The organism is Bacillus sp. Je.9.29.b, from assembly GCF_051129925.1.
Lineage (GTDB): Bacteria > Bacillota > Bacilli > Bacillales > Bacillaceae > Bacillus > Bacillus safensis.
In genome coordinates this window covers 30,475-55,871 of sequence record NZ_JBCPSO010000010.1, presented here as the reverse complement: position 1 = coordinate 55,871, position 25,397 = coordinate 30,475, and the positions used below count along the sequence as shown (strand labels likewise).

Genomic DNA, 25,397 nt, shown 5'->3' with positions numbered 1-25,397 from the left:
TGAGTCATGTTTTCACTATACATATGAACAGTCTATTTTGATGGCTTTTGTATCTGAAAGAGGGTGTTGTAAGATCATGATCTCTGAGACATACCCGTTTAAGACACAATCATTTAAAATTACGAACTCATGTAGAGTGCGACATGATTATAAAACAAATAAAACAATGGTTGTTGAATTTCAATCCACGCACTCATGTAGAGTGCGACTCTTTACACTGTGAAATTCACAGGCTTCGACAAATTTCAATCCACGCACTCATGTAGAGTGCGACAGCAAAACAAACCGGAAAGGTTGTCTATGTTCCATTTCAATCCACGCACTCATGTAGAGTGCGACTGCGATTTCTGCCCTAATTATAACATTTTTTAGGGAATCATAGTCAAAACCCTCAATTTTCTATATAGAATTTTGTTTTTACCTCTAAAATAATATACATTTTTTCTCATTTTTGTCGAATAAAAAGGTGCGAATGTTCCGGGGATTTTATGTCCACCTCACATTCGCACCGAATTTTTCTTAATCCTATTTAAATAAAAACTATTGCTCTTGAAAACATACTTATTTCACTGTTTCATCAACAGCTTTGAATTCATTTAAAAACATGACTACTGAGCCAGAGTCATGTTTTTCACACCTAAATCAAGCCCAACTGTCAACATTTTTTTCAAGCTATCTCAATCCATACACTCCTGTAAAGTGCGACACATAGAAGCACCTGAGCACGGTCACACAATCATTATTTAAATCCACGCCTCATATAGAGTGCGACTTGGTAAAAAAGCAATGGCGACAGACATTGATATTTCAATCCACGCACTCATATAGAGTGCGACTGCGATTTCTGCCCTAATTGTAACATTTTTTAGGAAATGAAAGGCAAAATCCTCAACTTTCAATAAAGAATTTTGTTTTTCCCTTCACAAAATATACATTTTTTCTCATTTTTGTCGAATAAAAAGGTGCGAATGCACCGGGGTTTATGTTCACCTCACATTCGCACCATCAGTTCACTCTTACAACTTCGTCATATATTCCACAATAAACTCCCAAAAGCCAGGTCCTTCTTGGTAAATCAGCCGGTCTATTTTTTCGATGAGTTTGATATAGAGTTCTTGCTCGAGGTCTTCTCTTTCTTGATATGCCGTGTTTTGTAGTTTCTTTTTGATCATGGGTGAGAAGGTTTCAATGAGTTCTTCCATTTCTCCATTGGTCATTTTGTCTTCGGGCACGGACATCTCCCCCTGTTTTTTCTTTTAGTTTATTGAGTGCTTTTTTGTGAATGTTTGAGATGTTTTGTCTTGTTTCGCCTAACTGATCGGCTATTTCTTTCATCGTTAGGCCTTCGACATAGATTTGGGTTAGGACCATTTTTTGTTTGTCTGTGAGCTGCTGGTAGGCCTTGTACAATGTTTGATCTTGCAGATGTTCTCCTAGGTCTTGCTGATTGAAGAGCACGGCTTCATACGTATCTGTTTGAACAGGGTCTTTCACTTCTTGCGTATCAGGATGGTCGAGTATGAGCGGAAAACGCTGCTGTTTCTTTTTTACTCGTTTGTCAAAGTCGACTGAAAAGATGCGTATCATTGTGGAGATATACTTGATGATGCGGATTTTCTGATAGAACTGTTTGAACTCGGAATCTAGTTTTTTGGCATTTTCCTCGTTTGGCTCTTCCATGACTTGCCGGAGCAGCTGCTCGTTTTTCGGGTTGCTTAAAAACTGCTGAATGAGCGGGTGATCAATGATTTCTTTCCATTTTGCCTTCAATAACAGCCGATAATCCATGTGCATCCTCCCCTTTGTTCTCTCTACTAGCATTAAGTGGACAAAAGTTAAAAAAAGTAAACTTCGTGAAACGGGTCTAATGGTTCATTTTATCCCCCTCTGCTTTCCTTTTTCTTCTTTCATACCACTTATATAGAAGACGAGTATCCGCTGGGAGGTGAGACAAATGGAGACCTTTTTTTCAGAGGAATGGCTGAAGCAGCTCGGCCAGGCTGGCTTCCCTGCCATTTTGACGGTTTACTTGCTGACACGCTTTGAACGAAAGTTTGATGAATTAAGCAAGCTCATCCAACGATTAGTCGCTGCTCAAAAAAATGATGAATCAGATTGACATCTGCTTGATTCGTTTCACCTTATGAAAACGAGGGCGAAATGAAAGGCCTTTTGTCACCTCACACAATACGATGTTGAAAGGGGATTTTATCATGAGTGAAAAGCAAAATGGAATACCACAGCCGATTCGAGGAGAAAAAGGAGCAACGGTCAAAATTCCACGTAATCTCGAGCGGGACAGACAAAATCCAGATATGCTCACGCCGCCAGAAACCGATCATGGAACGGTCTCAAACATGAAATATTCATTCTCTGATACACACAATCGTTTAGAAAAAGGCGGCTACGCCCGCGAGGTAACGGTCCGTGAACTGCCGATCTCAAAAAGTCTTGCATCTGTCAATATGCGGCTAAAGCCTGGTGCGATTCGTGAGCTGCACTGGCATAAGGAAGCGGAATGGGCGTACATGATTTATGGGGAAGCCCGGATTACATCGGTTGATGCAGAGGGGCGCAATTTTACAGAGGATGTGACTGAGGGTGATTTGTGGTACTTCCCTTCTGGCCTACCGCACTCTATCCAAGCACTTGAACCGGGAGCTGAATTCTTGCTTGTGTTTGATGATGGGTCATTCTCAGAAAATAGTACGTTCCAAGTAACCGATTGGCTTGCCCACACGCCAGAGGAAGTCGTGCTCAAAAACTTCGGTATGACAAAGGAGCAGTTTGACAAGCTGCCAGAGAAAGAAAAGTATATTTTCCAAAAAGGAATTCCTGGTTCTCTTGAATGTGACAAGGTGAAAACAGAGCAAGGAGAAGTCCCGAATTCCTTTAAATATGAGCTGTTAAAACAGGAGCCGATTACGTCAAGCGGCGGACAGGTGTGGATTGCGGACTCTACCAATTTCAAAGCGTCTAAAACGATTGCATCTGCTCTTGTGAAAGTTGATCCAGGTGCCATTCGCGAGCTGCACTGGCATCCAAATACGGATGAATGGCAATATTTTATTTCTGGTAAAGCACGAATGACGGTATTTGCCTCTGATGGTCATGCGAGAACCTTCAACTATCAGGCGGGAGACGTTGGATATGTACCATTTGCGATGGGACATTATGTAGAAAATACAGGCGACGAACCGCTTTATTTCTTAGAAATCTTTAAGAGCGATCATTATGCAGACATTTCACTGAATCAATGGCTTGCGGTCACACCGAAACAGCTTGTTCTTGATCATTTAGATCAAGGCGAAGACTTCTTAAAACTGCTTGATACTGAAAAACATCCTGTGATCGCTGCGCCTAAAAAAGAGGATTAACATATAACTTCCTGCAAAAAGGCTGTCCTTTTTGCAGGTATCTTCATGTAAAGGAGTGTTGGTTCACCTATGCAGCAATCTGTTCACGCTTTATGGCAAGGGCTGAAATGGCTCATGGCGGCGTCGGCTGTCTGTTACATATTTTTGTTGTTTTGTGTACTGTTCTTTCATTTAACGGGTGCTTTTTATCAATCAATTTTATCGATGCTTTTATTTATGGGCATCTATGTGATTCTTGGAATATCCTTTGAGCATGTGGAGCATGTGCTCATGAGAGTTGTGAGAAAGTGCCGTTCCAAAAAACGCTCCATCGTTTTCTATGCCATTTCAATTCATCTCTTGTTTATTTGGGGTGCTGTCTATTTATCAGATGAATTGGTAGGCGGCATTTTACTGTCTACCTCTGAGGAAATCCTCTTTGCCCTAAGCCTTTGGTTGTTTCATTTTTTGTTTGATTATGCGACCTTTTCGTTTGAGAAAGAAGTTTAGTGAATGCTTCATATGATGGATATCATGCTCAATCAGCCCTCGGAAGATAAAAAAACACCACTTATGATGAAAAGTGGTGTTTCTTGTGTTTTCTTCGTGCATATAGGATCGCACCAATCAAACTGACGAGTGAAATCAATGCAAGAATTCTGATATAAGGCGGATAGTAGGTTAGCACAATCTCGTTTTTGCCTTTTTCTATTGGAAAACCGATAAAGGCGTAATTGGCTTGTTCAATATCGGTCTGCTGTCCGTTTACTGTGAGCTCCCAGCCTTTTTCATATGGTACTGGCAGAACCATATAATCATCGCCGCGTTTGTTATCATATGAAATCGTAAAGCGGTTGTTTTCGAGCTTTACCTGCTGTCTGCCATCATCCTGCTTTTCTTTTTCATATGCCTTCTCTAGGACGCGGTAAGGCTCTTGATACAACTTCAATTGATCGAGTTCATACGTCCCTTTTGGTACTCGAATGGAAAGGATTTTTTCCGCAGGGACTCGAATCGTCACTTCATTGACGCCTGTTTTGTAGATGGATGTATTGCTTTTTCGTGAGGTGACGTAGTTGTCAACGGATAACTGAAATCCTTCGTTACGGTCTGTCCGCTTCACATAAAAGCTCACATACACATCCCCAGCGCGGGCCATATCATCTGGCAGCGTGATATTCAGACCGCCTGTTTCTCCGTATACATCAAGCACGCCATGTTCGTATATGGCTTGTATCGTATGAATATTTGTATCCTTGACTCGATCTGGCGCGTGCTCAATTTCAGCGTTTCCTTTTTTGTCTAAAACCACACCTTGCAGCATTGCATGCTCCCTATCAAGTGCTGAGGCATCCTTTAAGGATTCTTCTGAATAAACGGTGCTTGTTGTTCTTGCAAATGGCAGCGGCCGTGTATTTTCATACACTTTATAATGTTCGCTTTCCAATATTGGTTTAAAATAAGCTGGCGGTGAGTAAGGCATCGCGCGCTCTCTCATATAATACTTTCCGTAGGTCAGGCTGTATAAATTCGCCCTGTCCCCCATTGTTGCATAACGGCTGACACTTTCCCGTCCCATATCGATCTGCAGGTCATTCCAGTAGAAATTGAGCAAATGCTGATTCAATATACTTGAATACGCACTCATGCCTTGAAAGCCTTCAAATAACGGGGTATTATTGCGCACGCCGTTCATCCAGTCAATCCGGGCAAGCGGATCTTTTGAGGAGCGGCTTTGAATCTGCTGAATAAGCTTCATTTGCTCATGTCCAGCATACGCCTCACTATTCAGATACGTATCTGATACGCTCTTAATATTGCTTCTTTCAGATAAGTAGCCCTGCTGATACACGCCTGCTGTCAGTAAGCTGACAACGATGAGCACAGCTGAAAAGAGACGAAGATGCTGGCGTTTTTCCGCATGAATCACAAGGAAAAACAAGCTGATCACAAGCAGTCCTATGCCTGTAAATACAACAACATCCATATTTCCCTTTGCTCTTTCTGATAAGATGACTGCAAGAAGAAACACGATCCAAGCGCCTAAGACCGCACGCTTTTTCCACTTCCACTCGATTTGTGATAAATGCTTGATGGTGATGGCAACGACCGCTCCAACTGTAAAGGCAAGAATGTATTCAAACCTGTACTGCGGTGCAGAAAAACCATTAAACACGCTCGCCATCTTTGGACTGTAGTGAAAAACAATGAGCAGAACGCTGATCGATGTAAACATGAAAAACCACCTGTTCCGATAGAGCGGAACGAGGAACATACAAATGAGAAAGATCACAGGTAATAAATACACCCTGCTTGCAAACAGCAGATGATCATGCAGATTAAACCAAGGTATAGATTGATCATATGGCGGTCTTATATTATTAAGAAATCCATAGACAGACGGGACAAAAAAAGCAGCACTGATTCCAAAGGATAACAGCGTAGAGACCGCCAGCGTCCAGAACACCTTCCACCCGTTCTCCTCACTTCGAAGCTTGATGATATATCTGAAGACAAGATAGATCGCTAAAAAGATAAAATGAATATAAGCAAAGTAAAAGTTGTTGATGAGCATCAGGCTGCACGCCGCAATAAACCAAGCCGGCTTACCCGTTTTGAAAATCCGTTCAACCCCAAGCACAAGCAGCGGGAGCCACATCATACTGTCGGTGAAAAACTCCCAAAACGTTTGATGCCGAAAATACACAATAGACAATCCGTAAATTGCGGCTCCTGTTAATGCGCTCAGCCTATGCTGAACCATTGAAAGAAGCACACGGTAAGCGATGAAAAGAATAAGCGTCAGCTTGATCACACTCAGCCAAATGACGGCATTTGCCCAGAAATGAATGTCCGTTGACTGGATGACATGAAGCGCATTCATCAGCCAGACGACAGCGACTGTGACCATAAAGACAGTCGACGTTGTGAAATAATAACCTAATTGCGTATATGTACCGCCGCCTAGACCGAATTGATAGGAATAAAAGAAGTTCCCTTTGACGTATTCATCGTAAAGCAGCTTTTTAAATGGGAGCATTTGTGAGATTCCGTCTCCATCTCCTGTCATATACCGGCCTTGCGTATATTCATATAAGAAAAAGGAGTGTCCTAATAAAGCGAGAATGAGGCACATTCCTATCATTATCCATCTACGTTTCATCATCTAAATCCTTTCCACAAAAGATCCACTTTTCTTTGAAACAAAACAACCCAGCAAGCGATTCGTGCTTGCCGGTTATTTGACTCCACGTTATTTAAATAACTGTGTTAACACTCGGTCTTGTTCCTTTGAGCTTGTCTCTTGTTCCATCACATTTGATTCCTGGATTAAATAATGCGGCCTCTTTTTCGTTTCATAATAAATACGGCCAATATATTCTCCAATCACACCTAGACTCAAAAGCTGGACACCTCCGAGGAACAGCACAGCCGATATCAAAGTAAAATAACCCGGCACCATAATGCCCGTTCTGACAATTTGAATAAAGGTGGCCACGATGTAAATCAATGAGAGAAATAAGATCAGTATGCCAGTATAAAAACAAATTCGCAGCGGACGGTTGTTAAAGGAAATGACGCCATCTATGCCATAGTTAAATAATTTCTTCAGTGACCATTTTGTATCCCCATGCTGTCTTTCTACATTTTCATAATAGATGACCTTTTCTTCAAACCCAATCCAGCAAAAAAGCCCTTTCGAAAAACGATTTCCCTCTTTCAGCTGAAGCAGTGCATCGATGGCTTGGCGTGAAATTAAACGGAAATCCCCGACACCATCACGCAAATCCACTTCTACTACCTTGTTCATCACCTTATAGTACATGGATGACAGGTAAGAGCGCAGCTTGCTGTCACCTTTACGATTCCGTTTGGCAATGACTTGATGATAGCCTTCTTCATACCCTCTGACAAAGTCCTGAATTAAATACGTCGGGTGCTGCAGATCGGCGTCCATAATAATCGCAGCTGCTCCTTTTGCATGTTCAAGACCTGCCAAAATAGCGGCTTCCTTTCCAAAGTTACGCGAAAAGGAAATATATTTAACCTTTGCACTTTTGCGAGAGAGCTCTCTCATGTATTGAAGCGTGTTGTCTTTGCTTCCATCATTTACAAAGATGATTTCAAAGTCATAATGAAAATCGCGAAACTCTTCCTCGAGTGCCTCAAAGATTCGTCTGATGTTTTCACCTTCATTGTAAGAAGGAATTATAACAGAGAGCAGTTCCCGTTCCATATCGCACCTTCTCTTCACTTTTTTCACATAGTCTGATATGTTCATTATTCCTTTTTTGTCAGAAAACGAAACCCTTTTTTATTATCCATAAATTACATGTCTCTTCAATCGTTTCATTATATCAGAGTTTTATTTCCAGTGATTTTCAGCAGGATGAATTTAATGTAATTTTAAGTTTAATCATTGTAAAAAGCCTGTAATTTCGATCACAGACTGGGTATTGTTTCATAAAATTGTTTGTTCATTTATATATTTTCCTATTTATTGAAAAAGATGAATGGAAGTGAAAGGGCAGCCTTTTTAGTGAAGCAGCCCTCGATTGTTTTGTTGCAGATGCTCGTTTGCCTTTGATTGTTTATTTTGAAATAAATGCAGCTGCGCGCCGTAGCTCTCGATCCACTCTTGGACAATTCGTTCTGTTGTTTCCTGTCCTTTATACTTGCGGCCAGCCTTTGCATAGGTCGTTTCAAAATCACTCCAAAGCAGCTCTACCCATGTACGTGCTTCGTCATATGTCAGCATATTGTTTTTTTCCATAAGTTGTTCTGTTAGTCGCTCAAAGTATTGTTCCATGTCTGTTCCTCCTTCATCTAGCAGAAAGTGCCTTTTTAAAAAAACTTCTTTTTTCATATACTACCCTTACGTCTTCAAAAGACGCAAATGATTTGTATTGTTTGGAGGGAATCGATATGCGTAATAAAGCAAAAGGCTTTCCAAATCAGGTAAATCACAAGTTTGAAGGCGAGCCAGGCGCTACAGATGCTTATGCGTCTAAACGGCCGAATGGTGAAACGAATACACGTCCACAGGAACGTATGAGGGCATCAGGGAAACGCTAATTTTTCCAAAGGGAGTGCTTGAGATATGAGTTCAAATGGGAAATCGTATATGGCAGACTTTGTTCAATTAAGGACAACCGCTTACCCTCAACCATGGGCAAATGCAAAGCATTCTGCCTCTCAGGTCAACGGAGAAACGCAGCAAACGCAGCACGACATCGTACTTCAGAACAACGTCCGTAAACAGCGTTCGAAGTAAAGAAAAGGACTGATCTCTTGGGATCAGTCCTTCAGATTGTTGACAAAGGGCTAAAATGATGTTTATTTTAGCCCTTTGTCTTCTTTTCAGCGTGATAGAAAACCTTTGCAGTCTAGGAAGGATGAGCACCGGAACGGAGCGAATTTGACATTCGTGAGTACCGGAGCGCAGGACTGACACCGAATGCGAGGGTTTGTCTACACGCTGAAAGGACTGATCTTTTAGGATCAGTCCTTTTGCGTCAGCATTGAAATCGGCAGGGCATCTTCCTTATTTGGAGCCGATACTCTGTATCCCCACGCAAAAACGCCATTTAGATATTCTACATAAAACTCTTCTTCTGTGTCTTTAATTTGATAAGTCGTTTTGGTTTGAATTGAGGCTGGATCTGATAAATAGGCTTTCGCCATATCGATTTTCCGTTCTAAAACTGCGTATTCATTCACAATACCAAGCTGCTCAGCCTTTCGTGCTTTTTCAGAAAGGGCGGCAATTTCCTGCTTCAATTCGTATTCTGTCATTTCACTATAGCGTTTTTCCATCTGTCATTCCCCTTTGTCTAAAACGTGATCAATTGTATCGAGATCAAAGCCTTTTCTGAATAAAAATTGCTTCACTTTCATCTTTTTTTCAAATGATCCGTCATATCCTACCTTGCGTTTTGCCTTCTCCAGCATATAAAGGAGGGCTTCTTCTTCCTTTTCCTCTTCTTGTCCATCATAGGCTTCTTGAAGGGCCTTATCAATGATCTCAAACGAAAATCCCTTTCGCTGCAGCTGCAGCTTGATGCGCTGCTCGATCTCTTTTGCAGAACGATTTTTTTCTTTTTTGACAAGTTTGAGAACCTGCTTTACAGCTTCCTCCAGCTGTAAGTCATCAGGGTATTGCGACAGCGCCTGTTCAATCATGTCATCGTCTATGCCTTTGAGCTTCAATTCTTTTTTTAGGACGGCCGGTCCCTTGCTGTTCGTTTTTCGGTGTGTGCTGACATAGGCTTCTGCAAATTCAAGATCATTTAAATACTTATAATGCTTTAATTTGTGTATAATTTCACTAATAGCAGGTGCAGGGATTTCTTTTTTCGTTAAATAATCGGTGACTTCTTTCACTGATCTCATGCGGTAGGATAAATAATCAACGGCCTGCTGAAATCCTTTTTTCACTGAATCACCGAATTGAATCTCAATGATATCTGCTTCGTCCAGCTCTTTTCCTTTTTTCAAATCGTGCTGGACGAGCACATCTAAATCAACGCTAAAGGCGTACTTTTCATCAAGAAAGATGTTGACCCGCTCGGTATTGTTTTTCTGAGCAGAAATTTTTGTAATATAGGGCATCCTGTGATCACTCCTTTTCCAAAACAGTCAGGATGTTTCTTCTGATTCAAAATCGTGAAAGATATAGGTATGTATATGAGAGGAGAGATGTCAATTGAATATCGCCATTACCGGAGGAACCGGTTTTATCGGCCAGCATGTCACAAAAGTGCTCGCTGCTGAGGGACATCATCTATATATTTTAACAAGAAATCCAAAGGAATCCGAACAAAATCATTTACATTATGTGCAGTGGCTGACTGAAGGTGCTGCGCCTGAGCATGAATTGCCTGCCATCGATGTATGGATTAACCTTGCTGGAAAATCCATTTTCACGCGCTGGACAGACAAGGCAAAAGAAGGCATCCTCTCCAGCCGTCTCAAATCAACACAAGAGGTAAGACGCATTATAGAAGCGCAGGAATCAAAACCATCTGTGCTGATTCAAGCAAGTGCTGTCGGAATTTATGGCACATCTCAAACAGAAGATTTTACGGAGGAATCACCTCCTGCGGATTCTGATTTCTTAAGTCATACATCAAGGCTTTGGGAGGCTGAAGGGCAAAAGATTGAAGCCCTCGGCATTCGTACGGTCTACACACGCTTTGGTGTCGTGTTAGGAGAAAAAGGCACACTGCCGCTGATGACACTTCCTTACAAGCTGTTTGCCGGCGGGACAATTGGCTCTGGATCGCAATGGGTTTCTTGGGTTCATGTGGAGGATGTGGCACATCTCATTGCTTATGCGATTCATCATGACGAACTGTCAGGTCCGCTCAATGCGACATCACCGAATCCTGTTCAAATGAAACAGCTTGGACAAACCATTGCTTCTGCCCTTCGCCGCCCCCATTGGCTGAAGGTGCCATCTTTTGTGATCAAAACGGCGCTTGGCGAAATGTCATTACTTGTTTTAGAAGGCCAGCGTGCTCTGCCAAAAAAAGCGCTGCTCTCTTCTTATGACTTTTTGCACCCTGAACTAAAAGAAGCGATTTTGCATTCTGAGGAATAAATGTTGTCAAAAACACCCATCCTATTAGAAATGAGATGAGGGGGCGATTTTGATGAAGAAAAAAGAACACCAGCCAACTTCAAAGCTGAAGAAAACTCAGGAAGTCCTGTATCAGCAGGAATTCAAAAAAGCGGAAAGAGCAGCAGAAAAAAGAAACAAATAAGACGGATATTCCCCACCAACAAGCACATAACTAAAGTGATCTTGTAAAGGAGGGAAAGGCTTTGAAAAAAGACCAACACAAAAAATCCAACCACGAGCTCGCAGCACAAGAGACGGATGGCGAATATGTTGAATTTTCCAAAGAACTTGCAGATCCGAATGACTTAAAAGCAATGGCACGTATGAAAGCAGCCGATCAGCGCGCCAAAAAACAATAAGTAAAAAAGCAGACCTTATTCAGCGGTCTGCTTTTCTTTTATTTGATTTCAGTAAGAAGACTTGATGCTTTCTGGCGTGATTTTTCCTCAGGCACCTCTTCTGGATAACCTATATGAAGGATCGCAGCAAACCGTTCGTTTTCCTTTAATCCCATGTCTTGTTGAAAGCCTTTGTCGTATAAAATACGTCCGCTCTTCCATACCATACCGATTCCTTGATCCCACGCAAGCAGCTGAAGATTTTGAATGAGCGCGCTCACGGCGGCAAAATCATCATTTCTCACTACAGGGTTCTCGTCTTCTTTTAGCACGACAAGTAAAAGCGCTGGAACCTTAGAAAAGTATTCTCTGTATTGATTGATTTTTTCTTCTTTTGCATCTGGGTTGTTGCGCTGAAAGAAAGCAATGAAGCGCTCTACAAATGTGGCTTTGGCTTCATCCGTCACCGCATATAAAAAGCGCCACGGCTCCGTGATTTTATGGTTCGGTGCATAGACTGCATCCTCTAATAACGGCTGAAGCTGCTCAATCGTCACCGGTGTGTCTTTGAATTTTCGAATCGATCGTCTATATCTGACAGCGTCTCGAACCGTTAACGCTTCTGTTTGTTGTTTCGTTTCTGGCATATGATATGTCATCCTTTCAATCAACTTAATTGAAATTGATTCTCATTCACATTATAAACGTCATCGCATGCAGTTGCAAATCAAGTATCCCTCCTCCCCGTCTGCTAAATAGTTGTTTGACTTTTTCAAGTAATGTTACAATCATATTACGTTTTAAACAAATTTTGAGAAAAAAGCCAAGATGATGAAATGATTTTCAAGTATTCCCATTTTGTCTGATCTTGTTTTTTTGTCAAAAGGCTTTCAACCATGATTGGAAGGGAGGCTTCTGGATGGAATGAAAATCAATATTGGACAAATCATTAAACTCTACCGTTATAAACAAAATATGACCCAATCTGAATTGGCAGAAGGAATTTGTTCTGTCTCTCATTTAAGTAAAATTGAAAATGGCTCAAAGGAGGCCAATCAAGATACGATCAATCTGCTGCTTGAACGGCTTGGCATCAGCCAAGAAAAGCTGTCACAAAAGGCGCGTCATCTGCTGTCACTTTTGGATGAGTTTCAAATGAATATGTATTTCTATGCTCTCGATCAGGCTGAACAAAATGCAGAAATGATTATTCAGCACGAGGAGCAGTTCTTTTCGCTCGATTTAGGCATTCAGTATCATTTGTCCTTATTTCAATTTTATTTATTAACGGATAAACAGCCGCTTGCCTTAAAAACACACCGCGTGCTCAAAAAATTCGAAAAAACCTTTATTGAAACGGAAAAAGAAATTTTTGAATATCTTGACGGCATTCATCAAATTAAAATTGGTCAGCTTGAAGATGGGCTGAAAAAGCTTGAAAGCTGCTTTTCCTACGCTTCAGTCGAACAAAGTGATTTGTATTATCACTATGCAAAAGCACTTGGAAACATGGGACAGCTGGGTGATGCGCTTGAAGCGACACATCAAGCGATGGATCTATATAGACAAAAGAACAATTTCAAGCGGATTATTCACTGTACACTTATTCATGGCGTGATCTCACTTGAACTAAAAGCCTATCAAACTGCGAAGAAATATATAAAGGAAGTGATTTTGCACACGTCCCTTCATCCTGATGCCTATATTAAAATGTCCGCTTATTTTTATTACGGAGTGCTCTTAAAACGTGAAGGCGATTTCTCTTCAGCTGTGCCTTATTTACTAGATTCACTCAATTACTTTAATCAAGAACAGATAGAAGATCGTTACTGTGAAACGCTATATGAAATTGCGACACTTTATGCTGAATATGACCGCAAAAAAGCACTTCCCTACATACACGAGCTGTTAAAACAGCCTCGTATTCAGCCAAACTGTTTATATATGATCAAAATCTATAAATTGATGATTGAGGAAAACCCTCTTGATTTGAAAACCTATTTGGTCGAAGCAGCCCTTCCTTACTTTGAACACAATGAGCTGCACAATGAATATTTATTTGCTCTTAGAACCTTGCTTACCTATGCAGCTGCTGAGCTTGATGAGCAGGCCTATAAGTCCTATACAAAGAAACTGCTCGATCATTTAACAGTATATCTTCCCTATTACAAAAAAGCATGACCTTCTGCCGATCGAAGGTCATGCTTTTTCTATTTATTAAATGGTCTCTTGTTGATCTGTATCATGATGGTTCACCCGTTTGACAGAATGAATATACCGTCTTTTTGCAAAGAAATCGTACGCATGCTGTCCAAAACCAAGCCAAATACTGAGCACGATGAATGGGACCGTTCCCCATAAAGCCGGGATATGGCAAGCCATACGCAGCCAAGTATAAATCCCTGAATTCTTTTGATTTTTGGCTAGGGAAATAGACACAATTCGTTTTTCCGCCTTCTCTTCACTTATTTTATTCAGCCTGAGCAGCTGTGAGTGTCTAAAGGATTCAAAGTGAATCCGATTTTTCCAATCGAGTGATCTTAACACATCAATCATTTTTGCACATGCAGGACTTTGTCCGTCATAAAACACAAGCAGCCTCAGTGATTTAATGGAACGCTGTTCTCTTTTTTTCGATTCAGCGAGCTTCTTTTTTTCTTGATCGAGATAAATGATTTTTTTCATAAATTGATCGCCTGTCCTTTTCCGTCATTTTTTTAGTTCGTTCAAAGGAGATTACAACTAGATTACTATAGTTGCTGGGCCTCTTGTATTGGGAAAAAGCCAACCGTTGTGCGTTATATGAGCCTTTGGATAAGGGCAAAATCATTGATTTCATGGCATATATGAGGTTTTTCAACTAAAAGTGGTTGGGAAAATCGTGGTGCTTTGCGGTTTTCTGCGGTATTTGATAGAATTCTGCGGTTTTCTACATCTTTATGCGGTGGTTTTGTAGGTAAAACGCAAAAACAAGATAAAAAAAGACTACTTCCCATTGCGGCGAAGTAGTCTTTTGGTTTATATTTTTGCCAAAACTTCTACTATTTCTTTCTCAATATCTTTCCATAAGTAGCGGTCTGTCGTATAGTGATGTGCGGCTTCTTTCGCAAATACTTGAAAAGCTTCTTCATAATCAGGTGCATCCTTGTCCGGTTTTTTCTCGTCGACAAAGCGCTGCGCTTCTGCTGAGCGAGGTCCCCATTTGCCCACTTCATTCCCATCCTGATCAATGATGACGATAATCGGAATCGATCTTGCGGTCCCGTTCGTTAAATACTGATCCATCAGGTCTAGATGCTCATCCCGAATAAAATAGCGCGCATCAATGAGTGCTTCATTTGCAATACGCATGAAAATTGGGACATTGACCATCGCATCTCCGCACCAATCCGCTGTGATGACAAGTGCTCTGAGCTTTTTCTTTTGCAACTTTTGAAGCAGCTCTTTTTCTTTTTGATGAATTGCATACTGGTTGTACACCGTGAGCAGATTTTCCCGGTTTTTCTCCATGTTGTGTACATATGTACGTTCAGCTAATCCCTTTGTAAACCATTCATTTAATGTCATATGAACATCCCCCTTACCCTTCAACTTTACCACTTTTGCTATTCTTTTGTCTAAAAAAACCTTCACCTAGTGAAAGGTAAAGGTCTTTTGGTTTATGGACGCCGCTTTCTATTTGGGTCCATCCCGATCAGCTTGGTGACAAGCACCATTGTGACAGGCAGTGACGTATTCTTTTTATACGCTAAATATTTCCCGCGCCATTCAGGCTTATATTTCTGTTTAAATGACCGTAAACCGCTGAAGCTGTACATGTATCTGACATTGTTGAAAATAACACTCGCCAAACGCTCCGTGAGAAAGGATTGATGGAACGTCCCCACATTCGATAAAGGTGCCATTCCCATGTTAAACGATTTGTAGCCTCTTTCTTTCGCCCATTGAAACAGGTGGATAAACAGCGCATCCATCATCCCGTTCGGTGCATCATGCATATGACGCATTAAATCGATGGAAATCTCCCCTTCTTGATACATCGGCATCAATGATACAAAGGAAATGATCTGCCCTTCTTCATCCTTTAGAATCGCAATCGGTGCTTTTTGAAGATAGTCTTCTTGAAAATAACCGAGCGAAAATCCTTTTTCTTTTTTCTTTCCGAGCCAGCTGTCAGAGATCTGTTTTAAGGTTGAGATCAACTCATTTGAAAAGGGAGGTTCCAGCATTTCAAAGGTGTAGCCTTCTCGTTCAAATTTATTCGCCACAGCTCGTAAATTTGATTTTTTCTTACCTGACAGAGTAAACGTTTCTAAATCGACCATGGCTTCTTCCCCAAGCTTAAAGAAGTGAAAGCCTAAGTCATGATAAAGAGCCATCCCTTCTCGTTCTACTTGATAAAAAGCGACGCGGTAGCCGGCTTTTTCTGTCTCCTGTAAAAACTCTTCAAGTACAAGCGGATAAGACGCCTCACGTCCAGATGGATCTCCGAGCACAATGACGCAGCGGCCAATTCGCCCAAACTGAAGCATTGCTTCTCCATCACTTGAGAAAAATAGTTTTTTGTCGCCTAAAAAGCCAAGATGACTGAGGGCATTTCCGCCCTTTTCTTCTAAAAACGTTTTTAGTTTTTCCTCATCTGCTTTTTCTCCAATCGGAAATGCTTTCTTATTAAAGATCAATTTACTAATGAAGAAGAAAAGCGGTACACCGATGAGAGCGATCATGCTTGTCATCGTGATATGCCGTTCATTATGCACCAAGTAATCCTTACTCAAAAAATGCCCAATTTTTGTCCAAATAAAGTTGCCAATAACATTATAGTTAAAGAGCACGAATAAATAACCAGCGGCAGCCGTCACAAACTGATACAAGGAATAAGGTGCCTGCTGCTTTACAAATTGATTTCGAAGAGAGAAAAACACAGCCATGATGACTGGCAAAATAAAAATCAGACTGAGGTTAAACCCCTTTAACAAAGTAAACACAAAACCGCCTGCTAAAGAGATCATTGTCAGCACGTACGATCTTTTCGTTCTTTTATACACTTCAATGGACAAAATCATCAGAATGATTCCGAACATTAAAGAAAGACCATTAAATCCCGATAACAGAAAGTGCGGAATGCTGGTAATCACACCTAATCGATCGACTGGAAGCACAACAGACGCCATGATGAGCAAGCCGCTTCCAAAGGTTAAAATCGATAAAGATCCATACAATAATCGGATTAATAAAGCACGGTGCAAAACAATTAAAACGTTCGTTGTTTCAATGGCAGGTGCCATTTTCGGATTGCCTTCAAGACGTCTAAGCGTTGTTCCTGTTAAATCGTAAGCAGCTAGACAAAGCCCTAAGATGAACGGGAAGATCGAGTACACGAAGCGGTACAAGACGAGCGCCGTCAGGACCATCTCTTTATCAAAACCAATGTACTGCATGCTTAGTAAAAAGATGAGGTCAAACGAACCAAATCCGCCCGGAACCATACTGATTAAACCGCCGATTGACGCAATCGCAAATACACCTAAGACAATTCGGACATCGACATTCATCCCCATAGAGACGACAGCCATGTACATGACAAGTCCAGCTGCCAGCCATTCTAAAAACGATGCACCGATATAAGCGTAAATTGGATGCTTCAGTCCATTTTCACCGCTCTCGATCGAGCTTTTTCGAATGGATGCCATGACGATATATATCGGTACAATACAGGCAAAGATAATGACAAATGCCCATAGCCACGGCTCCTGGCTGATAATACTTTCAACTGGAAGCACCCTGACCAAGATCAAATCACTGAAAATAGATAAGCCCAAAAGGACAGAGGAAGTCAAAAGGGCAATGCCTTTCAGCAATTTTTTCGTATCTGTTATGTACTCCTTATAGAGAAGCGTTCTAAGCCCTGCTCCTGATAGACCGCCAAATCCAAGAACACTGTTAAAGGAGTTCGCAATCCAGGAAATGCGTATCGTTTTCCAGCCGCTGATCGGCATATCAAGGCTTTTTCGTAAAATAAAATCATATAAGGACATCGATAAAACCGCGACAAGTCCAAGAAAGACAAGAATAAACAAGTCCATTCGGTTCAAGCTGTCAATAATATAAAACGTCTTTTTAATGGAAAGTCCGCTCAGCTCCTGCTTCGCGACAAAAATCAAGACAAGGATAATGACGATCGGAAAAAGCATTTTTAAGATCGTCATACCCGTTTTTTTGTTCCACATGTTTTTCCCAACTTTCTAGGTTGCTTCATTATTTCAACTGAACATTATTATACAACAAATACCACTTGATTCATGCAGTTTAACATTCAAAAGCTTGACGAACCTTTCAATTAGAAGTAAAAATCAGTAATATAAAGAAAAAGAGCCGCTTAAAGGAAGTGATCAAGCGTGGAATATAATATTCATGACACCACCGTATTAAAAGAAGAGATTCTCTCTCCAGAAGAAAAAAAGACATGGGTTCTTTATATGAAAGTACTCACAGCTGCAGGTCTTGGAGATGTTTCTGAATGGATGAAGCTTGATATGAGTATGCCTCAAATGAAGGTGCTCATGCTGCTCAATAACCATGGCTCTCTCAAAGTATCCGAAATCGCTGAAAAAATGGGCGCTTCTTTGTCCAATATGACAGGCCTGCTTGACCGGTTAGAACAGTCTAACTTTGTCGTGCGAAAGCACTCTGAGCGTGACCGGAGAATCATTGTCGTAGAACTGACAGAGGAAGCGAAAAATATTTTCAGAAGTATTTATCAAAAAGGACACGAAAAAATCAAAAATTCCCTGCAGCGGCTCAATGACGAGGAAAAAGAAAAAGTCAATGAAGGTCTTGCTATCCTAGAAAAAGCACTGCGTCCTGAACGAGGCTAAACATGAAAAGGAAAAAAGACGGTCACTTGAGGTCCGTCTTTTTTGTTTTTCTACTTGTCGATCTGGGGTGTAAAGATTTTTACGAATCACTTCCCTGTCATCCCATAAAAGATAGGCTAAGCCAATGAGGAGAAAAAAGATGCTGATCCACGTACCGCCAGGAAGCAGCTGTTCAAGTTCCTCAATCGTTCTTTCTGAGCCTAAGCTGTTACTATAGCGTATCTCAAAAAGAACATATTTCGCTATATAAAACAATGCCGCCATACAGATAAACATGGCGCCGACAATTCTTCTTCCAGACATGCGTTTACTCCTTTAATTCCACTGATTTCTTTTGATTAATTCCGTGATATGGGCAAGGTGATGCTTTGAATGCCAGACGTACATTCCCGTTGCATCATATAAGGACACCGTTTGTTGATCGGCAGGGTGATAATAAGAAGCGTTGAAGTCTTCCTCTGACATTCCCCGCAGTAAAATGACCCACCTGCGATGCAGACTGCTGATCAAAGGCAGGGATAAACTGATGGGCGCCTTGCTGTCAGGAAGTGAGGCAAATCCCTCCTGATCATATGGACATATGTCCGGTGTATCTTCTGTGAGAGCAAGCTTGAATCGTAAGTATGCATTTAGATGGCTGTCTGCTACGTGGTGAATAAGCTGACGAACAGTCCATCCTCCCGGCCGATAAGGTGTATCAAGCTGCGCATCTGTCAACGGTGCAGTCACCGCTTCATACTCTTCGGGGATTGCAGCCAGCTGATCAATCCATGCTTCAAGCTGTGCTTTCGTTTTTGTTTCAACTGGTTCATATAAGCCAATCGGATATTGTAATGACGTCATACGTTCTCCCCTTTCTCAAATCCTTCAAGTACAAATTTGCCAATCATCTTTCCTTGCTCAAGTGTTTGATGTGCCTGCTTCAAGTTAGCAGCATTGATCGGACTGAGAACCTTTGTTAAGGTATGCGTTATTTTTCCCTGCTCAAATAACTCACCCGCCTCTGTCAAAAGCTCATGCTGTTTGATCATGTCCGCTGTTTCATACATAGGGCGTGTGAACATGAATTCCCATACAAATGCCGCACTTTTATTTTTGAGTAATTGAATGTCTAGGTTGTGCTTGTTCTCGACAATGGTACAGATCGTGCCTTGCGGTTTGATGGCTTCTGCCATGCCTTTGAAATGTCCATCTGTATCATTTAAGCATAAAATAAAATCCACTTCGCCGATTCCTTTTTCCTCGAGCTGCGCGAAAAGCGGCTGATGATGATCAATGATATGATCGGCACCTAATGACAGACACCACTCTTTTGTTTCTGGTCTTGATGCGGTAGCGATCACAGTTGCCTTCGCTAATTTAGCTAGTTGAATGGCGATAGACCCAACACCGCCTGCACCACCAATGATCAGCAAGGTTGAGCCTTCAGCATTCCGCTTCATATGCATCCGGTCAAATAAAGCCTCATAAGCCGTAATTGTTGTAAGGGGCATTGCGGCTGCTTCTGCAAAGGATAGATTGGCAGGCTTTTTCGCCACAATACGTTCATCCACAAGCTGGTATTCACTATTCGAGCCTTGACGTGTAATATCTCCCGCATAGTATACATGATCACCTGGCTGAAACAATGTACACGCTTCGCCCACTTCAACAACCGTACCGCTTGCATCATAGCCTAGAATTTTCAGTTTTTCTTCCTTCTGATCCTTCGGTGATCTCACCTTTGTATCCACTGGATTCACGGACACAGCCTCTATCTTCACGAGTACATCTCTGCCAGACGCCTTAGGCTTTTCAACCTCCTGATCCATCAGGCTTTGTTCATGCTCAATCGGCAAATACTCCAATAGTCCAACTGCTTTCACTCGCTCGCACTCCCTTTCTCCATTCTTTCTTTCCACATTTTATCATAATTTTCTGATGTTGATGGCTGGATCAAACGAATGACGGCACATTTATGACCTTTTCAGAGCCTTTCGCTCCCTCGCCATGTATGAAGGACGTGCTTTTTGCAAAGAAGGAACATAAGTGAACCAGCTGTTGGATTTAAAAAATAGCTGAACGTAGTAAAACTGGACGTGCTGTAGAAAAACGATGACCAATAGAAAAAGAGTGAATGAGAGTGTAGATAGATCCGCCCTTCCTTGTATCCATTCATTGATCAACAGAATCACAAAACCGAGGATGATGAGCTGTTCAACTCTTTGCACGAACTGGCTAAGGAGCTGCCCGCGTTTTGATAAATCACCAGACTGGTGCTTTCTAATCTTTCTCGATTTGTAGAACCAAATGATACTTTCTGCTAAGTTATGAGTTATAAATAGTGCAATAAGCGCTATCGATAAAGGAGATGGGTGATAAAAAATTGGGACTGCAAATGGGATCACAAGAAAATAAATGGCAATCAATGCGTGTCTGACTGATAAGACAAATAGGTCTTTTTCTATGGATGTTTTCATGTGTTTCACCTCCATATGTACTACGTTTCAATTGCCAAAATGTTCCCCTTCGCTATCAAAAAAGGATGCCCCAAGAAGGCATCCTTTTCATGAATCAAACTTAAAAAGCAACGCTTAGTACGACAGGACCTTGCGGGAGCTTGTTATCCTTTTTCGGTTCAAGTGTAACAGCCACGGTATCCCATGATTCGCCTGCTTCTTTTTCAGATAAAGCATAAGTGACGGTTCCTTCCCCTTTGTTATCTGTTTTAAAGGCACCTGCTGGAACCGGCTGATCTCCTTTAATAAGCCACACTTGATAAACAGCAGATGAATCAAGCGGACCCTTTAAGCCGTCTGCACTCACCACAAGTTCTTTTTCTGAAAAGGAAGTGTGCTCCTCATGAGAATGTAAACACTTTACGACATACAGACCGTTTGGATCACCCATCGTACAAAAGTCAAGAATCCATGTTGTGACCACTCTCTGATCAGCTGATTTTAGCAAACTCTCTCTCCCTCTCAATTCAGTTGAGGTAGAACGCATTCTTTCCTCATGTCATAATAGGGTGTAAATTGGAGAAATTGGAGTGTCCGTATATGATGGTGACGATTGTTCTTTTTTTATTAGCAGGCTTAGCAGAAATTGGCGGCGGCTATTTGGTGTGGCTTTGGCTGCGTGAAGCAAAGCCTGTCAGCTTCGGGATCGCCGGCAGCCTCATCTTGGTTGCATATGGCGTCATTCCAACCTTCCAGCAGTTCCCGACTTTCGGACGGGTTTATGCTGCCTATGGCGGTGTTTTTGTCATTCTTGCTGTGTTTTGGGGCTGGTGGGTCGATCGAAAAACACCTGATCTCTATGACTGGATGGGGGCTTTGATCTGTTTAGCTGGAGTCAGTGTGATGTTATTTGCCCCTCGCAGTTAATGGACCCATATAAAAAGTGCTGCCACATACGGGCAGCACTTTGCTATGTTATTTAAATGCTTCAACGAGCTCCAGCCGTTTGTAATTCTTTGTTTTTCTCTTTAAAGCGTTCGTTATGAGAGGAAACGTACGCCACTTTCTCAGCTTCTGGTTCGATGTACAGCTTTGCGCTATTCAGTGCATTGACTCCATCAACAAACGTGCCGGCAATTAAGCGGACCTTGCTTTTATGTGTACACAAGTCGCCTACCGCATAGACGCCCGGTAAATTGGTTTCCATTTTTTCATTAACCTCGATCAGTCCCCATTCACCTTGCTTAAGACCCCATTCCGATAGAACGCTTAAATCGCCTTTCATCCCATGATTGACGATCACAGCATCTGTTTCGATTCGTTCTTTTTCACCTGTCTCTATATTTTGAATGGTGACAGCATCAATTTTGTCGCCTTGACCATGCAGCTCTGTTAGTTCATGCGGGGTTAAAATTCGTTTGCAAGTTGCCTTCATATTGGCGACATTTTTCTCATGTCCGCCAAACATGTCACGGCGATGCACGACGGTGACACTTTCAGCAATCGGTGCAAGGGCATTGGCCCAGTCAACCGCTGAGTCGCCGCCTCCAGAAATCACAACCCGCTTCCCTGCAAATGTCTTGAGCTCCTGGACAGTGTAATAAAGGTTTGTCACTTCATAGCGGTCTGCATGCTCGATTTCAAGTTTCCGCTGAACTGGAATGCCGTGACCCATCGCTAATATGAGGGTCTTTGTCAAATGACGATCACCATTTTCAGCCGTCAGCAGGATATGATTATGTTCATCTCGCTCAAATGACGTGATTTTTTGATTCAGTGCAATCTCTGGTTCAAATGTTTTCGCCTGTGTTTCAAGCTGCTGTATCAGCTGTTCTCCTCTTGTTGGCGGCAAACCGCCGACATCCCAAATGACCTTTTCAGGATACAGAAGGATTTTCCCGCCAAGGCTTTCGTTGTACTCAAGTACCTTCGTCTTTAAGTCCCGCATACCACTATAAAAGGCGGTGTACATGCCTGCTGGGCCGCCGCCAATAATGGTGACGTCAAACAATTCAAGCTGATCTGTCATTTGAGTCCCTCCAGTTTTCCATCGAATGATCTATTTTCCAGTGATATTGATTCTCATTATCATATGTACCTATTGTAGTCTACTCTAGTGAAGGGAATCAATAGCTTTCTGCAAAAAAAGAACAGGACGAGCGCTCACTCGTCCTGTTATCCATCACACAATGGTTAAACCAAGGTCTTTTAATTCAAGAGAAACAAGTCTTGCAATCGCATCTGCGCCTTCTTTTGTAAAGTGTGTGCGATCCTCAATTCCTGTTGACAGCATAAAGTAAGAGGTCGTTTTCTCTATACCGGAAATTTGATAAAACTGAAGGCTTGCCGTATTTAAATCAACGAGAAGGACTTCTTCTTCATCAGCTAGTTCTTTCATAGCGGCACAATAATCAGGAAAATCATTGATAAATTCTCCGTCTTTTTCATGAAAACGGCCGACTGGCGTGAGTAAAAGTGGTGTTGCCCCCTTTGCTCTTGCTCCATGAATATATTGAGACAGGTAGCTTTTATACGTCGTGAAAGGATCTGTATGCCGCTCAGGCTTTTCCTTGGAAGCATCATTGTGCCCCATTTGTGTGAAAAGCCAGTCTCCCGGCTGAATGTCAGCCAATATGTCATCAAGGCGTCCTTCTTCAATGAATGTTTTTGAGCTTCTTCCACCAATGGCACGGTTCTCGACGTTCACCCCGTGCGCTGTATAGCGGTGTAAAAACTCTCCCCATCCTCCTTGAACAGGACGATCTGGATAAGATGAAACGGTCGAATCACCAGCTAAATAGATGGTTGTCATGTTCATACGCCTCCCTTTTTCATTGAGCCACTTCACCTGAGCGATACAGATCCTAGTGGCTGCTGAAAAGATATGAAACAATCAGCATCGCTATTTCAATTATTCTCTTTTTAAAGATCAAAACCCTGCTTACCGGTAGATGTGAATGTGTTAAATATGCGGCGGAAGTTCTATTTTTGATTCCACTGCTTGATGTAATGCCTGAAGCATGTAGCCAATTCCTTTATATGGAGCCAGCGGATAATTTGCTTTTTGATGAGGTTGTAATAAAGGGTCGATCACTTTTCGATATTTCTTTCCACCCAGTACCACCAATTCATCATATGCGAAAAGATTTTTTTGATGAAATTGCTGGCTCAGTTCTTCTCGTGTGATCTGCTTAGCATGCGGTGTACCAAAAGCCACATCATAATTTTCATGTATGATATCATCTGCCTTTAAGAATCCGTGCTTCGCTGATACGATCATCCAGTCTGAAAAGAACGTTTGAGCATAGCTTTTCGTACGCTGATGCAGGGGACTTAAATAGACATGATTCGCTGGCTGGCTCCCTGCTTCTGGATCGACATCCCAAATTTTCTTCGCGCCACATGGAATGATACAAACTCGCTTCACTCAGGTTTTCTCCTTCCTTTTTCGATAGATCTGATACATGATACAGCCTAGCGCTGTGCCAATTGTATTTAAAAGAATATCATCAATATCACTGCTTCTTGTAATGATACCAGATTGCGAGAACATCCATTGGAGCAATTCGATCATGATTGACAGGAGAAAGCCCCCAAGAACTGCCTTTTGCCAGCGCATGGTTCGAAAGGCTTGATATAGAAAAAAACCGAGTGGTACAAATAACAATATGTTGCCTGCTAAATTTAAAAAGACAAGATTTGGATAGCCGTGATGGTAGGCGTGAAGATTTTGATAAATGGACTGCAAAGGCATGAGGTTGACACTCACCTGATCTCTTGGGGCGGAAAAACGATTTGGAAAGACCGTCAAATATAGTAAAACATTCGTATAAATAAACAGACTGGCAAGGACCAATTCTGTTCGCAAATAGATAAAACGATTGTGCTTTTTTGCCTGTCTGTATCTCATATGTAAATAGAGCGGGACGAGCAGGAGAAAATAAGTAATGGAAAACATAGCACTGGATGTCATACAGAGAGCTGCCCCTTTCTCACATGATGATGCTTGACCATATTTACAGCTTATTCAGGCTTGCCCGCATCTATTCATCACTTATTCTCACATTCAATGAAGAGAAGACCATATTGACAAATCGTCATTTTCTCGCTAAAATGAATGACATTCAGTCAGTTAAGGCCGGTGATGATATGTCGAAACGAGAAAAGATTATGCTTGCTGCGATTGATGCGTTTAAAGAAAAAGGAATCGAAAAGACGACCATTTCGGATATTGTGAAAGCAGCAGGAGTAGCGCAAGGAACGTTTTATTTATATTTTCCTTCAAAGCTTTCCGTCATGCCTGCTATCGCTGAACATTTGATCGCACAGATGGTGCCTGCGATCGAAAAGGAATTCACTCAGCATGCAGATGTCCTCGATCAAGCAGATGCGCTTGTTGAATTCATTTTCGCTTTTACAAGGCAATACCGTGATGTCCTTGCCCTGACCTACTCAGGCTTAGCCGCCACCGAGCATTTAAAGGAATGGGAAGATATTTATGAGCCAATTTACAAATGGGTCGCTGCTTTTTTAGAAAAAGCAAAGCAGGACAAAAGGGTCCGTGCGAATTTGAACTGTCAATATGCAGCCAAATTCATTATCGGTTTACTTGAATCTTCTGCTGAGCAAATGTACTTATTTACGGAAACAGATACAGAAGAGGTTCTGATTCAAAAGCGAGAGGTGAAGCAATTTCTTCTTTACGCACTTGGCATAGAGACGCCTTAACTTAGTACAGCACTTGCTGTACGCTCTTTTTTGGT

32 protein-coding genes are annotated in these 25,397 nt (G+C 41.7%); 12 read left to right on the top strand and 20 right to left on the bottom strand.

The genetic code is table 11. From position 1 onward, the window contains the following. Nucleotides 1–1,016: 1,016 nt before the first annotated feature. Together rsoA and AAZR19_RS17835 are read right to left on the bottom strand one after the other, a co-directional pair. Nucleotides 1,017–1,238 (bottom strand): sigma-O factor regulator RsoA, encoded by a 222-nt coding sequence (gene rsoA / locus AAZR19_RS17840; RefSeq protein ID WP_076839064.1) that lies wholly within the window; start codon nt 1,236–1,238, stop codon nt 1,017–1,019. Continuing rightward, nucleotides 1,186–1,788 (bottom strand): sigma-70 family RNA polymerase sigma factor, encoded by a 603-nt coding sequence (locus AAZR19_RS17835; RefSeq protein ID WP_076839065.1) that lies wholly within the window; start codon nt 1,786–1,788, stop codon nt 1,186–1,188. The genes rsoA and AAZR19_RS17835 overlap by 53 nt, the downstream gene beginning before the upstream one ends. A 166-nt stretch (nt 1,789–1,954) precedes the next feature. On the opposite strand from AAZR19_RS17835, the gene AAZR19_RS17830 reads away from it, so the two are divergent. The 3 genes from AAZR19_RS17830 to AAZR19_RS17820 all read left to right on the top strand — a co-directional run bounded on the left by AAZR19_RS17830 (nt 1,955) and on the right by AAZR19_RS17820 (nt 3,866). Continuing rightward, nucleotides 1,955–2,119 (top strand): YvrJ family protein, encoded by a 165-nt coding sequence (locus AAZR19_RS17830; RefSeq protein ID WP_073204399.1) that lies wholly within the window; start codon nt 1,955–1,957, stop codon nt 2,117–2,119. 94 nt (nt 2,120–2,213) lie between these two features. Continuing rightward, nucleotides 2,214–3,377, top strand: a complete 1,164-nt coding sequence (locus tag AAZR19_RS17825) for an oxalate decarboxylase family bicupin (protein WP_041106363.1) — start codon at nt 2,214–2,216, stop codon at nt 3,375–3,377. A gap of 69 nt (nt 3,378–3,446) precedes the next feature. Beyond that, on the top strand, nt 3,447–3,866 hold the full coding sequence (locus tag AAZR19_RS17820) for a regulatory YrvL family protein (protein ID WP_041106361.1): 420 nt from the start codon (nt 3,447–3,449) through the stop codon (nt 3,864–3,866). A gap of 61 nt (nt 3,867–3,927) precedes the next feature. On the opposite strand, the gene AAZR19_RS17815 is transcribed toward AAZR19_RS17820, so the two are convergent. The 3 genes from AAZR19_RS17815 to AAZR19_RS17805 all read right to left on the bottom strand — a co-directional run bounded on the left by AAZR19_RS17815 (nt 3,928) and on the right by AAZR19_RS17805 (nt 8,166). Continuing rightward, entirely contained in the window at nt 3,928–6,522 is a 2,595-nt protein-coding gene (locus AAZR19_RS17815) for a YfhO family protein (protein WP_434703902.1), read from the bottom strand. Between the two features lie 87 nt (nt 6,523–6,609). Beyond that, nucleotides 6,610–7,593, bottom strand: coding sequence for a glycosyltransferase family 2 protein (locus AAZR19_RS17810; RefSeq protein ID WP_024425218.1), 984 nt, complete (start codon nt 7,591–7,593; stop codon nt 6,610–6,612). A 300-nt stretch (nt 7,594–7,893) separates the two neighbouring features. Further along, nucleotides 7,894–8,166 (bottom strand): YfhJ family protein, encoded by a 273-nt coding sequence (locus AAZR19_RS17805; protein ID WP_024425219.1) that lies wholly within the window; start codon nt 8,164–8,166, stop codon nt 7,894–7,896. Nucleotides 8,167–8,282: 116 nt separating this feature from the next. Here AAZR19_RS17805 and AAZR19_RS17800 point away from each other — a divergent pair, with 116 nt between their 5' ends. Beyond that, on the top strand, nt 8,283–8,432 hold the full coding sequence (locus AAZR19_RS17800; RefSeq protein WP_003217849.1) for a small, acid-soluble spore protein K: 150 nt from the start codon (nt 8,283–8,285) through the stop codon (nt 8,430–8,432). A gap of 25 nt (nt 8,433–8,457) precedes the next feature. After that, entirely contained in the window at nt 8,458–8,631 is a 174-nt protein-coding gene (locus AAZR19_RS17795; RefSeq protein ID WP_008360604.1) for a YpzG family protein, read from the top strand. Between the two features lie 227 nt (nt 8,632–8,858). On the opposite strand, the gene AAZR19_RS17790 is transcribed toward AAZR19_RS17795, so the two are convergent. Further along, nucleotides 8,859–9,173 carry a YfhH family protein gene (locus AAZR19_RS17790; RefSeq protein WP_163115489.1) on the bottom strand — a complete coding sequence of 105 codons (315 nt, stop codon included), beginning with the start codon at nt 9,171–9,173 and terminating at the stop codon, nt 8,859–8,861. Between the two features lie 3 nt (nt 9,174–9,176). Beyond that, nucleotides 9,177–9,968 (bottom strand): recombination regulator RecX, encoded by a 792-nt coding sequence (gene recX / locus AAZR19_RS17785; protein ID WP_434703899.1) that lies wholly within the window; start codon nt 9,966–9,968, stop codon nt 9,177–9,179. A 94-nt stretch (nt 9,969–10,062) separates the two neighbouring features. On the opposite strand from recX, the gene AAZR19_RS17780 reads away from it, so the two are divergent. The 3 genes from AAZR19_RS17780 to AAZR19_RS17770 all read left to right on the top strand — a co-directional run bounded on the left by AAZR19_RS17780 (nt 10,063) and on the right by AAZR19_RS17770 (nt 11,339). Then, nucleotides 10,063–10,959 carry a TIGR01777 family oxidoreductase gene (locus AAZR19_RS17780; protein ID WP_434703897.1) on the top strand — a complete coding sequence of 299 codons (897 nt, stop codon included), beginning with the start codon at nt 10,063–10,065 and terminating at the stop codon, nt 10,957–10,959. A 52-nt stretch (nt 10,960–11,011) separates the two neighbouring features. Further along, complete coding sequence (locus AAZR19_RS17775) at nt 11,012–11,122, top strand: YfhE family protein (RefSeq protein WP_017358836.1); 111 nt, start codon at nt 11,012–11,014, stop codon at nt 11,120–11,122. 61 nt (nt 11,123–11,183) lie between these two features. Continuing rightward, nucleotides 11,184–11,339, top strand: coding sequence for a YfhD family protein (locus AAZR19_RS17770; protein ID WP_041087330.1), 156 nt, complete (start codon nt 11,184–11,186; stop codon nt 11,337–11,339). 38 nt (nt 11,340–11,377) lie between these two features. Here AAZR19_RS17770 and AAZR19_RS17765 read toward each other — a convergent pair whose 3' ends face one another. Next, nucleotides 11,378–11,965 carry a nitroreductase family protein gene (locus AAZR19_RS17765; RefSeq protein ID WP_024425224.1) on the bottom strand — a complete coding sequence of 196 codons (588 nt, stop codon included), beginning with the start codon at nt 11,963–11,965 and terminating at the stop codon, nt 11,378–11,380. Nucleotides 11,966–12,242: 277 nt separating this feature from the next. Here AAZR19_RS17765 and AAZR19_RS17760 point away from each other — a divergent pair, with 277 nt between their 5' ends. Further along, nucleotides 12,243–13,499 carry a transcriptional regulator gene (locus AAZR19_RS17760; protein WP_041106355.1) on the top strand — a complete coding sequence of 419 codons (1,257 nt, stop codon included), beginning with the start codon at nt 12,243–12,245 and terminating at the stop codon, nt 13,497–13,499. Nucleotides 13,500–13,535: 36 nt separating this feature from the next. On the opposite strand, the gene AAZR19_RS17755 is transcribed toward AAZR19_RS17760, so the two are convergent. The 3 genes from AAZR19_RS17755 to mprF all read right to left on the bottom strand — a co-directional run bounded on the left by AAZR19_RS17755 (nt 13,536) and on the right by mprF (nt 17,548). Then, nucleotides 13,536–14,003 carry a thiol-disulfide oxidoreductase DCC family protein gene (locus tag AAZR19_RS17755; RefSeq protein WP_041106353.1) on the bottom strand — a complete coding sequence of 156 codons (468 nt, stop codon included), beginning with the start codon at nt 14,001–14,003 and terminating at the stop codon, nt 13,536–13,538. A 333-nt stretch (nt 14,004–14,336) separates the two neighbouring features. Next, complete coding sequence (locus AAZR19_RS17750; protein WP_024425227.1) at nt 14,337–14,885, bottom strand: thioredoxin family protein; 549 nt, start codon at nt 14,883–14,885, stop codon at nt 14,337–14,339. A gap of 92 nt (nt 14,886–14,977) precedes the next feature. Beyond that, nucleotides 14,978–17,548 (bottom strand): bifunctional lysylphosphatidylglycerol flippase/synthetase MprF, encoded by a 2,571-nt coding sequence (gene mprF, locus AAZR19_RS17745; protein ID WP_041106351.1) that lies wholly within the window; start codon nt 17,546–17,548, stop codon nt 14,978–14,980. 168 nt (nt 17,549–17,716) lie between these two features. Here mprF and AAZR19_RS17740 point away from each other — a divergent pair, with 168 nt between their 5' ends. Then, nucleotides 17,717–18,196, top strand: coding sequence for a MarR family transcriptional regulator (locus AAZR19_RS17740; RefSeq protein WP_024425228.1), 480 nt, complete (start codon nt 17,717–17,719; stop codon nt 18,194–18,196). On the opposite strand, the gene AAZR19_RS17735 is transcribed toward AAZR19_RS17740, so the two are convergent. From AAZR19_RS17735 to AAZR19_RS17715, 5 genes are all read right to left on the bottom strand, one after another. Next, nucleotides 18,164–18,499, bottom strand: a complete 336-nt coding sequence (locus tag AAZR19_RS17735) for a hypothetical protein (protein WP_434703894.1) — start codon at nt 18,497–18,499, stop codon at nt 18,164–18,166. The genes AAZR19_RS17740 and AAZR19_RS17735 overlap by 33 nt on opposite strands. A gap of 12 nt (nt 18,500–18,511) precedes the next feature. Then, nucleotides 18,512–19,039 (bottom strand): YfiT family bacillithiol transferase, encoded by a 528-nt coding sequence (locus tag AAZR19_RS17730; RefSeq protein ID WP_434703893.1) that lies wholly within the window; start codon nt 19,037–19,039, stop codon nt 18,512–18,514. Further along, entirely contained in the window at nt 19,036–20,061 is a 1,026-nt protein-coding gene (locus AAZR19_RS17725; RefSeq protein WP_434703891.1) for a zinc-binding alcohol dehydrogenase family protein, read from the bottom strand. Before AAZR19_RS17725 ends, AAZR19_RS17730 begins: the two co-directional genes overlap by 4 nt. 90 nt (nt 20,062–20,151) lie before the next feature. After that, nucleotides 20,152–20,655, bottom strand: coding sequence for a hypothetical protein (locus AAZR19_RS17720; protein WP_163115484.1), 504 nt, complete (start codon nt 20,653–20,655; stop codon nt 20,152–20,154). 100 nt (nt 20,656–20,755) lie between these two features. Further along, entirely contained in the window at nt 20,756–21,142 is a 387-nt protein-coding gene (locus AAZR19_RS17715) for an anti-sigma factor (protein WP_434703889.1), read from the bottom strand. 92 nt (nt 21,143–21,234) lie between these two features. Here AAZR19_RS17715 and AAZR19_RS17710 point away from each other — a divergent pair, with 92 nt between their 5' ends. Then, nucleotides 21,235–21,561, top strand: a complete 327-nt coding sequence (locus tag AAZR19_RS17710) for a YnfA family protein (protein ID WP_024425817.1) — start codon at nt 21,235–21,237, stop codon at nt 21,559–21,561. Nucleotides 21,562–21,622: 61 nt separating this feature from the next. Here the strand turns inward: AAZR19_RS17710 and AAZR19_RS17705 are convergent, their stop codons facing one another. The 4 genes from AAZR19_RS17705 to AAZR19_RS17690 all read right to left on the bottom strand — a co-directional run bounded on the left by AAZR19_RS17705 (nt 21,623) and on the right by AAZR19_RS17690 (nt 24,607). Further along, entirely contained in the window at nt 21,623–22,663 is a 1,041-nt protein-coding gene (locus tag AAZR19_RS17705) for an NAD(P)/FAD-dependent oxidoreductase (RefSeq protein ID WP_024425818.1), read from the bottom strand. Between the two features lie 153 nt (nt 22,664–22,816). Continuing rightward, nucleotides 22,817–23,446, bottom strand: a complete 630-nt coding sequence (locus AAZR19_RS17700) for a rhamnogalacturonan acetylesterase (protein WP_024425819.1) — start codon at nt 23,444–23,446, stop codon at nt 22,817–22,819. Nucleotides 23,447–23,596: 150 nt separating this feature from the next. Next, complete coding sequence (locus tag AAZR19_RS17695; RefSeq protein ID WP_075622583.1) at nt 23,597–24,061, bottom strand: DUF6884 domain-containing protein; 465 nt, start codon at nt 24,059–24,061, stop codon at nt 23,597–23,599. Next, nucleotides 24,062–24,607, bottom strand: a complete 546-nt coding sequence (locus tag AAZR19_RS17690; protein ID WP_076839078.1) for a VanZ family protein — start codon at nt 24,605–24,607, stop codon at nt 24,062–24,064. Between the two features lie 176 nt (nt 24,608–24,783). Between AAZR19_RS17690 and AAZR19_RS17685 the strand changes: the two genes are divergently transcribed. Beyond that, complete coding sequence (locus AAZR19_RS17685; protein ID WP_025093485.1) at nt 24,784–25,362, top strand: TetR family transcriptional regulator; 579 nt, start codon at nt 24,784–24,786, stop codon at nt 25,360–25,362. Nucleotides 25,363–25,397 lie beyond the last annotated feature (35 nt).

Bases quoted from the DNA above. Each gene is read 5' to 3' on its own strand.
- AAZR19_RS17685 (WP_025093485.1), top strand. From the start codon at position 24,784: ATGTCGAAACGAGAAAAGATTATGCTTGCTGCGATTGATGCGTTTAAA.
- AAZR19_RS17720 (WP_163115484.1), bottom strand. From the start codon at position 20,655: ATGAAAACATCCATAGAAAAAGACCTATTTGTCTTATCAGTCAGACAC.
- AAZR19_RS17830 (WP_073204399.1), top strand. From the start codon at position 1,955: ATGGAGACCTTTTTTTCAGAGGAATGGCTGAAGCAGCTCGGCCAGGCT.
- AAZR19_RS17690 (WP_076839078.1), bottom strand. From the start codon at position 24,607: ATGACATCCAGTGCTATGTTTTCCATTACTTATTTTCTCCTGCTCGTC.
- mprF (WP_041106351.1), bottom strand. From the start codon at position 17,548: ATGTGGAACAAAAAAACGGGTATGACGATCTTAAAAATGCTTTTTCCG.
- recX (WP_434703899.1), bottom strand. From the start codon at position 9,968: ATGCCCTATATTACAAAAATTTCTGCTCAGAAAAACAATACCGAGCGG.
- AAZR19_RS17710 (WP_024425817.1), top strand. From the start codon at position 21,235: ATGATGGTGACGATTGTTCTTTTTTTATTAGCAGGCTTAGCAGAAATT.
- AAZR19_RS17820 (WP_041106361.1), top strand. From the start codon at position 3,447: ATGCAGCAATCTGTTCACGCTTTATGGCAAGGGCTGAAATGGCTCATG.
- AAZR19_RS17800 (WP_003217849.1), top strand. From the start codon at position 8,283: ATGCGTAATAAAGCAAAAGGCTTTCCAAATCAGGTAAATCACAAGTTT.
- AAZR19_RS17835 (WP_076839065.1), bottom strand. From the start codon at position 1,788: ATGGATTATCGGCTGTTATTGAAGGCAAAATGGAAAGAAATCATTGAT.
- AAZR19_RS17735 (WP_434703894.1), bottom strand. From the start codon at position 18,499: ATGTCTGGAAGAAGAATTGTCGGCGCCATGTTTATCTGTATGGCGGCA.
- rsoA (WP_076839064.1), bottom strand. From the start codon at position 1,238: ATGTCCGTGCCCGAAGACAAAATGACCAATGGAGAAATGGAAGAACTC.
- AAZR19_RS17730 (WP_434703893.1), bottom strand. From the start codon at position 19,039: ATGACGTCATTACAATATCCGATTGGCTTATATGAACCAGTTGAAACA.
- AAZR19_RS17700 (WP_024425819.1), bottom strand. From the start codon at position 23,446: ATGACAACCATCTATTTAGCTGGTGATTCGACCGTTTCATCTTATCCA.
- AAZR19_RS17705 (WP_024425818.1), bottom strand. From the start codon at position 22,663: ATGACAGATCAGCTTGAATTGTTTGACGTCACCATTATTGGCGGCGGC.
- AAZR19_RS17775 (WP_017358836.1), top strand. From the start codon at position 11,012: ATGAAGAAAAAAGAACACCAGCCAACTTCAAAGCTGAAGAAAACTCAG.
- AAZR19_RS17795 (WP_008360604.1), top strand. From the start codon at position 8,458: ATGAGTTCAAATGGGAAATCGTATATGGCAGACTTTGTTCAATTAAGG.
- AAZR19_RS17760 (WP_041106355.1), top strand. From the start codon at position 12,243: ATGAAAATCAATATTGGACAAATCATTAAACTCTACCGTTATAAACAA.
- AAZR19_RS17805 (WP_024425219.1), bottom strand. From the start codon at position 8,166: ATGGAACAATACTTTGAGCGACTAACAGAACAACTTATGGAAAAAAAC.
- AAZR19_RS17790 (WP_163115489.1), bottom strand. From the start codon at position 9,173: ATGGAAAAACGCTATAGTGAAATGACAGAATACGAATTGAAGCAGGAA.
- AAZR19_RS17815 (WP_434703902.1), bottom strand. From the start codon at position 6,522: ATGATGAAACGTAGATGGATAATGATAGGAATGTGCCTCATTCTCGCT.
- AAZR19_RS17810 (WP_024425218.1), bottom strand. From the start codon at position 7,593: ATGGAACGGGAACTGCTCTCTGTTATAATTCCTTCTTACAATGAAGGT.
- AAZR19_RS17755 (WP_041106353.1), bottom strand. From the start codon at position 14,003: ATGAAAAAAATCATTTATCTCGATCAAGAAAAAAAGAAGCTCGCTGAA.
- AAZR19_RS17765 (WP_024425224.1), bottom strand. From the start codon at position 11,965: ATGCCAGAAACGAAACAACAAACAGAAGCGTTAACGGTTCGAGACGCT.
- AAZR19_RS17825 (WP_041106363.1), top strand. From the start codon at position 2,214: ATGAGTGAAAAGCAAAATGGAATACCACAGCCGATTCGAGGAGAAAAA.
- AAZR19_RS17750 (WP_024425227.1), bottom strand. From the start codon at position 14,885: ATGACATTAAATGAATGGTTTACAAAGGGATTAGCTGAACGTACATAT.